This is a genomic window from Burkholderia sp. BCC1985, assembly GCF_905339915.1.
In the GTDB taxonomy this organism is placed as follows: Bacteria; Pseudomonadota; Gammaproteobacteria; order Burkholderiales; family Burkholderiaceae; genus Burkholderia.
This window is the reverse complement of record NZ_CAJPGY010000036.1, coordinates 60171-66200: the sequence shown is the minus strand read 5'-3', so window position 1 is coordinate 66200 and position 6030 is coordinate 60171. Positions and strand designations below refer to the sequence as shown.

Below are 6030 nucleotides of genomic sequence, written 5' to 3'. Positions count from 1 at the left end.
CCGGCCGACAGCCCGGCCGGGCCGCCGCCGACGATCACGACGTCGTATTCCATCGATTCGCGTGGGCCGTATTGCTGAACGAGTTCGGCCGTACGGCGCGTGCAACGATCTATCGCTTCCATGATGGCGCCCAGTTCAGAACTGGTCTTCCGACAGGGTCAGGATGCCTTCCCCGCCCTTCACGCTGACGATCGATGCGCTCAACCCCAGCGCCTGCGGCAGGATGAATTCTGCGAAGCACTGCGCGGTAGCGATCTTGGCGCCGTAGAACGACGGATCCTCCGCTTGCTTGTGAAACGCAACCAGCATTGCACGCGCCATCTGCCACCCGCTCAGCACGATGCCGGCCAGCTTCAGATACGACACGCTACCGGCGAATACGCCATTGGGATCGCGCTTCGTATTCGCAACGACATGCTCGACCGCCGTCTTCAGCGCCTGTGCACCCGCCTCGAGATGTCGACGCATCGACTCGAATGGCGCGCCTTGCACGGCCGCAAGCGCGTCGACGGTCTTGCCGATCTCGGCGAGCAGTGCCGAGGCCACCGCGCCGCCGTCACGCAACGTCTTGCGTCCCACGAGGTCGTTCGCCTGGATCGCCGTCGTGCCTTCATAGATGGTCAGAATGCGCGCGTCGCGGTAGTACTGTGCCGCACCCGTTTCCTCGATGAAACCCATCCCGCCGTGCACCTGCACACCCAGGCTTGTCGCTTCCAGCGATGCTTCCGTACTCCAGCCCTTGACGATCGGCACCAGGAACTCGTAGATCGCCTCGTTCCGGGCGCGCGTCGCTTCGTCAGGATGGCCGTGCGCGAGATCGCTATGCGCGGCCGCCACATACGCCAGTGCCCGTGCGCCTTCGGTCAGCGCACGCATCGTGCCGAGCATGCGGCGTACGTCCGGATGATGAATGATCGTTACCGACTCCTTGGCCGACCCGTCCACCGGGCGGCTCTGTACGCGGTCCTTTGCATATTGCACTGCCTGCTGATAGGCGCGGTCGGAGATACCGATGCCCTGCATCCCGACCGAGAACCGCGCTGCGTTCATCATGATGAACATGTATTCGAGGCCGCGATTCTCTTCGCCGACCAGGTAGCCGATCGCGCCGCCGTTATCGCCGTACTGCAGCACCGCCGTCGGGCTCGCCTTGATCCCGAGCTTGTGCTCGATCGACACGCAGTGCACATCGTTGCGCGCGCCCAGCGAGCCGTCGTCGTTGACCAGGAACTTCGGCACGATGAACAGCGAGATGCCCTTCACGCCTTCCGGCGCGCTCGGCGTGCGCGCCAGCACCAGGTGGACGATGTTGTCCGCCATGTCGTGCTCGCCCCACGTGATGAAGATCTTCGTGCCGAACACCTTGTACGATCCGTCGCCCTGCGGCTCGGCGCGCGAGCGCACCAGCGCCAGGTCCGAACCGGCCTGCGGCTCGGTCAGGTTCATCGTGCCGGTCCATTCGCCCGAGATCAGCTTCGGCAGATAGCGTTGCTTTTGCTCGTCGGTACCTGCCGTCAGCAGCGCCTCGATCGCACCGTCGGTCAGCAACGGGCACAGAGCAAAGGCGAGGTTCGATGCATCCAGCATTTCGGCACACGGCGTCGCGAGCAGCTTCGGCAGGCCTTGACCGCCGAATTCAACCGGATGCTTCACGCCTTGCCAGCCGCCTGCCGTAAATTGGCGGAACGCGTCAGCGAAGCCCGGCGATGCCGTCACGGCACCGTCCTTCCAGATCGTCCCGTTCCGGTCGCCCGACACGTTGAGCGGCGCCACGACTTCGCCGCAGAATTTCGCGGACTCCTCGATGACGGCCTGAGCGGTTTCAGCCGTGGCATCTTCGAAGCCCGGCAGCGTGGCGATCTGTTCCAGGTCCGCCAGTTCGTTAATCGCAAAGAGGATGTCTTTGACCGGGGCGATATAGCTCATCGCGCATCTCCACATTTTGTGATGCGTGCAATAACACGCGGGAAGACGCGCTACGGGTCGAGCGCGTCCGAGTGATGCGCTCATCCTAGTCCCCGCCCTGGCTTATCCGGATACCCAAACCTGCCCAATGACTGACAAAACACGCCAAATCAATGCGAATCCTCAAACCTGCGCACAGGTTGACGCGATTTGTCACTTCCGAGACCGATTCGGTCACTGCCGACGGCCCCCCTTCCGAACGCGGATACCCGGTGCGACGATCGGGCTCAGTTGGTTGGCTGTCGCCGACACATACGCACGATGAGCCGATTCGACCGCAATGCGATGGAGATGGAATGGAGAAACTGGCGCCAGGCAATCGCGACAAAGCGCGTCGCGCCCGGCGGCGGCGACTCGTCGCCGCGCAGCACGACAACTGGCATGGAGTGCTACAAGTCATGCGACGGGTAGCCGCACACGGCGCTGTCATCCGCGCGCGTTCGCGGCCGGGCCGGTCGCCTGATATGACAATTGATGCCTCGATTTGCCGGCGGTTCGACGAAGACCTCGCCGCGCGTCGAGCCTCTATGCGCGCGCCCCCCGAAGCTTCAGCGCGATCTCGAGCCGAGCGATCCAGGCGGCGTCGTCGAGTTTCGCACCGGTAATGTTTTCCACACGCTCGAGTCGATGATCCAGCGTGTTCGGGTGGATATCCAGCGCGGCGGCCGTAACCTTGCGGCGTTGCCGGTTCGCAAAGAACGTCTCCAGCGTCGCAATGATTTCCGGCTCTCCCGCCAGTTCCTCAATCAACGACAGCAGGTAGTTCAGCGCGCCGTCATTGCCGCGCACACACTCCTCGAGGACGATGTCCGAATAGCGATGCGCGCGATGCCCTGCATTTGCGCTCTGGCCGAATGCCAGTGCGCGAATCGCCTCCTCCGCGGACGCCGCCCAGCCTTTCGCCCCGATGCTCGCCAGACCGATGCCGACCGACGCGTCGGATGACGCACTGCCGAGCCATGCACCCACGCTGCCCGCGACCCGCCTGTCGCTCGCGCTGGCAGATTCGTCATGGAGGCACGGCGCCCACACGATCAGCCGATCCCGATGCCAGACGTCGAGCAGGCTGTCCCGGGGCGTTTTCAGGTGCCGTGCGACGGCGAGCACCAGTCGGTCGGTCTCCTCCTCCGCATGCAGCGCACTGCGATCCAGGTGCGCAGATTCGATCGCGATTGCGATTCGGCGCATCGTGGGATCGAGCCCCAGCGCCTTGGTGGCCTTGCGGAACGCGTCGTCGTCGACCGTGTGGTTGAAGATGATTTCATGCAGTTGATAACGCAGCGACTCTTTCCAGCGCGCCTGCTGATACTGCTCGTCGAGATAGGCACGCGAGATCAACTGCGCCATCTCGTCGAAAAAATCCATCAGGTACGGCGAGATCACGAAGAACAGCTCGTCGCGCAACTCGTCGCATGCGCTGCCGAGCTCGGCACAACTACGCCACACCTCCCTCACCCCGACGCGAAATGCACGCAGCAGCGACGGCAGCGGAATGCCCTGGTGGACGCGCCGGCGGCCGCACTCCTGGAACACCTCGAGATCCTTGTCCGACGGAAACGAGCCGGTAAATACGGACTCGAACCACAGTCGCTCCGACAACGCGATCGACGCCATGATGTCCTGCCTGACCGCGGCCGACAGATCTTCGTAGCCCTCGATGCGAATCAGGGCCGCATAGGTCCGATCGATCACTTCCGTCGGATTCAGCGTCAATTCCCGAATCTTGTCGCGCATTAGTGCCGACGTTTCCGGAATCTGGACATGTCCTATATGCATCTTTCCTCTTCTTTCGGTTCGGCGGCGCTCGGCCGCCATCGCGGGCTTCCAGGTGCAATCCGGTCGACGCCCCGCGCCGAACGACACCCGTCGCCCGACGGGGCGTTGTGAAAAGTTCCATTCGGAACGCCCAGTTCTCCCATTTCGCCGCCCGGGGGCGACCGGATAACGTTCACAGCAAGCCGATCGGACATTGCGTCCGATTGACGGATATGTCCCCGTGTCACTCGCCAGAGGCCCCATGCAAACCCCCGAGAGTATATTTTCCGGCCTGAAGGTCGTCGATTTCGCCAGCTACATTGCCGGACCGGCAGCGACGACGATTCTTTCAGATTTCGGCGCCACGGTCATCAAAGTGGAGCCGCCCGGCACGGGCGACCCCTATCGGCATTTCTACGCGATCCCGCCGAACCCGATCAGCGAACACAATTACGCGTGGCAACTGACCAACCGCAACAAACGCGGCCTCGCCCTCGACCTCAAGTCGCCCGCCGCTCGCGACATCGTCACCCGCCTCGCCCAATGGGCGGACGTCATCGTCGTCAACTTCCCGCCGAAGATCAAGGAAAAGCTCGGCCTCACCTATGAGGCACTCGCGCCGCTCAACGAGCGCCTCGTCTACGCCGACCTCACCGGCTACGGCACGAAAGGCCCGGAAGCCGACAAGCCCGGCTTCGACATCACCGCCTACTGGGCGCGCACCGGTCTGATGCAGGTCACGCGCGACGGCGATAGCCCGCCGACGCTGCCGGTGCCGGGCATCGGCGATCACGCGACCGCGAGCACGCTGTATTCCGCGATCGTGACAGGCCTTTATCGACGCGAAAAAACCGGCAAGGGCAGCCACGTCAGCACCTCGCTGATCGCCGAAGGCGCATGGGCAGCCGCCGCGTGGATCGAAGGCGGCCTCAATGGCGCGCGCTATCGCGAGCGGCAGGGCCGCAAGTCGCCGCCGAACGCGCTGCTGAACCCGTATCGCACCGCCGACGATCGGTGGCTGCTGGTCGTGCTGCCGGCGAGCAAGGACTGGCCGCTGCTCGTCAACGCAATGCAGTTGCCCGCGCTGCTCGACGATCCGCGCTTCGCCAACGAGGCGGCCCGCGCAGAAAATGCGGCCGCACTCGTCGCGATTCTCGACGAAGCGTTTGCCCGGCAGCCGCTCGAGTACTGGAAGAAGACCTTCGACGCAGGCCGCGTGATCTACGGCGTCGTCCAGATTGCGGACGAAATCATCAACGACCGGCAAATGTACGAGAACGACATCTTCGTGCCGCTCGCCGAGCCGACCGGCAAAGCGACGCACACGGTGAACAGCCCCGTCCAGGTCGCGGGCGTGCAGAAGGTCTCGCCCGGGCCTGCACCGCAGCTCGGCGAACACAGCGATAGCGTGCTCGCCGATCTCGGTTACGGCGCCGACGAAATCGCCCGACTGCTGGCCGAAGGCGTCGTATCGAAGCACGGCACGAGCGCATGACGCGTCAGCCGTTCGACTCTCCCTCGAATTGACAGGACAACAAAGTGACCGAACAGGAATTGCTTGAACAGGCCTATGCGATGCCGCTCGTCGGCCCGGCCTACGCGAAGCCGCCGTATCGCTTCGTCGATCGCGAATTCATCATCATCACGTATCGGACCGATCCCGCCGCGCTCGAGCGGCTCGTTCCCGCGCCGCTGAAGATCGTCGAACCGATCGTGAAGTACGAATTCATCAAGATGCCTGACTCGTCGGGGCTCGGCTCCTACACCGAGTCGGGCCAGGTCATCCCCGTGACGCTCGACGGCGTGGCGGGCGGCTACACCCACGCGATGTACCTCGACAACCTGCCTGGTATTGCGGCGGGACGCGAGCTCCTCGGCTTTCCGAAGACCCTCGCGCAGCCGAAGCTCGAGGTGCGCAGCGATACGCTCGTCGGCACGCTCGACTACAACGGCGTGCGCGTCGCGACGGCCACGATGGGCTACAAGTATCAGGCGCTCGACACGGAAGAAGTCCGCCGTTCACTCGACGGCCCCGGCTATCTGCTGAAGATCATTCCGCACGTCGATGGCAAGCCGCGCATCTGCGAGCTGGTCAAGTACCGGCTGAGCGACCTAGTCGTCAAGGGTGCATGGACGGGCCCCGCCACGCTCGAGTTGCATCCGCACTGCTTTGCGCCCGTCGCGCAGCTGCCGGTGCTCGAGGTGCTTTCGGCGACGCACATCCTCACGGATCTCACCCTGGGTGCAGGTGAAGTCGTACACGACTACCTGGCACCGTCGCGTCGTGACCATCGATTCCGTTGATGCCAC

At 63.9% G+C, this 6030-nt stretch carries 4 protein-coding genes and 1 pseudogene; 2 read left to right on the top strand and 3 right to left on the bottom strand.

Features of this window, described 5'->3' with window-relative positions; genetic code table 11:
* Window positions 1-135: 135 nt before the first annotated feature.
* The 3 genes and pseudogenes from U4Z31_RS28360 to U4Z31_RS37210 form a co-directional block, all read right to left on the bottom strand.
* Window positions 136-1926 (bottom strand): acyl-CoA dehydrogenase, encoded by a 1791-nt coding sequence (locus U4Z31_RS28360; RefSeq protein ID WP_175691117.1) that lies wholly within the window; start codon window positions 1924-1926, stop codon window positions 136-138.
* Window positions 1927-2490: 564 nt separating this feature from the next.
* The gene (locus tag U4Z31_RS37215; protein ID WP_415750308.1) at window positions 2491-2622 is read right to left on the bottom strand and encodes a helix-turn-helix domain-containing protein; all 132 of its coding nucleotides are present in this window, start codon (window positions 2620-2622) and stop codon (window positions 2491-2493) included.
* Between the two features lie 210 nt (window positions 2623-2832).
* Window positions 2833-3312, bottom strand: a pseudogene (locus U4Z31_RS37210) (PucR family transcriptional regulator); the annotation flags it as partial.
* Between the two features lie 670 nt (window positions 3313-3982).
* Between U4Z31_RS37210 and U4Z31_RS28350 the strand changes: the two are divergent.
* Together U4Z31_RS28350 and U4Z31_RS28345 are read left to right on the top strand one after the other, a co-directional pair.
* Window positions 3983-5215, top strand: a complete 1233-nt coding sequence (locus U4Z31_RS28350) for a CoA transferase (RefSeq protein WP_321812065.1) — start codon at window positions 3983-3985, stop codon at window positions 5213-5215.
* 44 nt (window positions 5216-5259) lie between these two features.
* Entirely contained in the window at window positions 5260-6024 is a 765-nt protein-coding gene (locus U4Z31_RS28345; protein ID WP_175691119.1) for an acetoacetate decarboxylase, read from the top strand.
* The last annotated feature ends 6 nt before the right edge of the window (window positions 6025-6030 follow it).